Here is a 3005-nt window from a genome sequence, read left to right as displayed (position 1 = left end):
CGTCTTCACGTACACGACTCCAGACCCTACGGACCAACTGCAGGTCAGCGCAGGCAGATCCGTAAAATCGCGTCTCTAGGCGAATCCGACCGCGTTACCAGCCCCCACCCGGCTGACCTGCACCTTCAACCCGGCAGGGACTCCAGGGCCCCTGAATTACGCGGAACGCAGGAGTTCCGAATCGGACGTGGCGCCCGGCAAGCGCAGGATTCGCGTCGACGGACTTGAGTGCCGCTGGACGGTCCAGGCCGTCGACCCCGGCCATGTCGCTGTCCGCATCTGGCTCGACGGTGGGCTCGCCGATCTCGGCGAAGGGACCGACCCCGAGCACACGGCGGACGGACAGTGGTTCGGACATCGGACGACCCCTCCTGAAGGGCGTCAGTATCCTCGCACGCGGCCCCGCTGACGGACGAACGGATTCCGCGGGCCCCCTGTCGCAGGGCGGCACGGTGCAAGGGAGATGCGTGCTACTCACTTCCCGAAGTCACACGGGCGGCGTCAGGTCGCTCTCGCTGACGGTGTACGTCAGCAGGGGATAGGTGAAGTCCGTTTCACTGTTCTCACGGCGCCGCAGTCGGTAGAACTCGTGCCGCTGCTCCTCGTCGGCCGGCAGGAGGCGCGCACCCTGCGGCAGGTGTGCGTGTCCGTCGCGAAACCGGACGAAGGTCTTTGACGTTCGAAACGTTACGCCCAGCCATTGGTTGTCCGCCGCCGGGGCGGGCGCGTCCAACACGATTCTGTGCCTGAGCCGTCGATTCGAGCTGACGGAGAACGCGACGATGCTGTGGTGGGCGAGGGGAATCTCGACCTTCTCGCCACCGGCCTCCTTTGATTCGAAGATCAACTTCCTCGGAGGGCCCGCTTCGGGGTACTCGTAGCAGGAGAAGACGGCGATGAACGACTCGTCGGCCAGATCCAGGGCCTGGTCGGAATGGCCGCCCATGGTTCGGTAGGCGTTCGTGTAGATCTCGATGAGGGCGTTGTTGAAGTCGACCGAGAGCGCCGTGCATTCTTGGATCCGCTGTGCAAGCCGGTCATGTGCTGGGCGGAAATGCTGTGCCGGGCTGCCGTACCGAGTGGTGGTGCGTACAAGGGGTACGCCGCCCGCCTCGTCGGCCTTGACGAGTACGGCGCCTCGCCGGCCTTTTCCCGTGTCCTCCAGGCGAGCCGACGCGGACAGCTCCGCGAAGAGGTTCTCCCTGGCCGGCAGAGTGCACGAGAGGATCTCGCCCGAGACCCTAGATTCGGGGCGCAAGGTAGTCTCCCGTGTTCATGCTGAAGAGGAGTTCGTCGCCGTAGTCGATGAAGGACGAGGTCCTGTTCTCCTCGGCGTACAGTCTGCGCAGCTCGTCCATGCCCTCCGGTGTGGGTGGCCCCAGCTCCACCAGATCTCCGGCCACCTTGAGGAAGGTTCGGCCGTGCCGGTGAACGGCTTCGGCGTTCGAGCAGCGCACCACGTATCCCAGGCGGGTCGGGAGCAGCTCGGCGTCCAGCCCTATCTGGCAAAGTAGGACAGGTCAGGCATACTGGATGAATCGTTGATTTAGGGCGGAGAAGGAGGAGTCCCAGCGTGGCCCGCACCGATGACCACAGGACCCCGGATCCGCAGGTGGAACCCCGTCCTACGAACCGCCGGTTCCCGGCGGCGTACAAGCAGAGGATCCTCGCCGAGTACGAGGCCTTGGACAAGCAGGGCAAGGGCGCGCTCCTGCGCCGAGAGGGCCTGTACTCCTCGCTGATCTCCGCGTGGAAGTCACAGCGCGATGCTGGTGCCGAGCAGGCTCTGGCCGCGCCACCGGGCCGCCCGAAGGCTGACCCGCGCGACCGGGAGATCGCCAAGCTCAAAGCTGAGAACGCCCGCCTGGAAACGGAGTTGGGCAAGGCCCACACCGTGATCGAGGTACAGGGAAAACTCTCCGCGCTGCTGGACCAGCTCGCCACGGGCAGCGCGACGACGACCAACGGCGAGAAGAACTGACCCGAGCCCGCTCCGCCGCGCCCGCACAGCAGGCCGCGGCGGAACGGCCTCGGCGCATCGCGGACCTGGACACCGCGGCCGGCACCGTCTTCGAGGACGCCCGCACCACGGCCCTGGAAGAACTGTCGCCCCTGGTCGGACGGGTCAAGGCCTGCTCGGCGCTAGGCATCAACCGCCCCACCTGGTACCGGCACCACCGCAAGTCACCGGCTCCACCCAGGCCCGCACGCGAGCGCCGGCCCCATCCCAAGGCGCTGACGGCCTTCGAGCGGGAACAGGTGGTACAGGTGCTCAACGGTGAGCGGTTCGCCGACATGGCGCCGGCCGCGATCTACGCGACCCTGCTGGACGAGGGCCGCTACCTGTGCTCCGAGTCGACGATGTACCGGATCCTGCGCGAACGCGGCGAGGTCCGCGAACGCCGCCGCCAGGCCACCCACCCGCCGCGCAAGAAACCCGAGTTGATGGCGGACGCCCCCAACCAGGTCTGGTCGTGGGACGTCACCAAGATGCACGGGCCCGCGAAGCGGGTCTACTACTTCCTCTACACGATCATCGACATCTACAGCCGCTACACCGTGGGCTGGATGGTCGCCGCGCACGAGAGCGAGGAGCTCGCCGAGCAGTTCCTCAAGGAGACGATAGACAAACACGGCATCGAGGAAGGGCAGTTGACGATCCACTCCGACCGCGGCGCGATCCAGACCGCCAAGTCCGTGGCGGCGATGCTGTCCGACCTCGGCGTGGCCAAGTCGCACTCCCGACCCAAGATCTCAAACGACAACCCGTACTCGGAGAGCCAGTACAAGACCCTGAAGTACCGCCCGGAGTATCCGCGGAAGTTCGATTCCCTGTCACAGGCCCGCGCGTGGTGCGCGGAGTTCTTCGACTGGTACCACCAGCTCCACCGCCACTCCGGCATCGGCTACCTGAAGTTCCCCCCTGATCCTGGACAGCGGTTGCTTACGCTGCGGGGGTGAAGTCGTGCTGCAGCCTGGCTCGGGTTTCGAGCGGGGTGAGGTAC

3 protein-coding genes and 1 pseudogene are annotated in these 3005 nt (G+C 66.3%); 2 read left to right on the top strand and 2 right to left on the bottom strand.

Annotated features, from left to right (window positions below):
• Window positions 1-487: 487 nt before the first annotated feature.
• Together P3T29_RS32435 and P3T29_RS32430 are read right to left on the bottom strand one after the other, a co-directional pair.
• Window positions 488-1258, bottom strand: coding sequence for a hypothetical protein (locus P3T29_RS32435; RefSeq protein ID WP_280720265.1), 771 nt, complete (start codon window positions 1256-1258; stop codon window positions 488-490).
• A pseudogene (locus P3T29_RS32430) lies at window positions 1242-1496 on the bottom strand (hypothetical protein); the annotation flags it as partial. The gene P3T29_RS32435 and the pseudogene P3T29_RS32430, both read right to left, overlap by 17 nt.
• 77 nt (window positions 1497-1573) lie before the next feature.
• Here P3T29_RS32430 and P3T29_RS32425 point away from each other — a divergent pair.
• Window positions 1574-1981 carry a transposase gene (locus P3T29_RS32425; RefSeq protein ID WP_280720264.1) on the top strand — a complete coding sequence of 136 codons (408 nt, stop codon included), beginning with the start codon at window positions 1574-1576 and terminating at the stop codon, window positions 1979-1981.
• Window positions 1978-2961 (top strand): IS3 family transposase, encoded by a 984-nt coding sequence (locus P3T29_RS32420; RefSeq protein ID WP_280720266.1) that lies wholly within the window; start codon window positions 1978-1980, stop codon window positions 2959-2961. The genes P3T29_RS32425 and P3T29_RS32420 overlap by 4 nt, the downstream gene beginning before the upstream one ends.
• Window positions 2962-3005 lie beyond the last annotated feature (44 nt).

The organism is Kitasatospora sp. MAP5-34 (assembly GCF_029894335.1).
GTDB lineage: Bacteria > Actinomycetota > Actinomycetes > Streptomycetales > Streptomycetaceae > Kitasatospora.
This window is presented reverse-complemented; position numbering and strand designations above follow the sequence as displayed.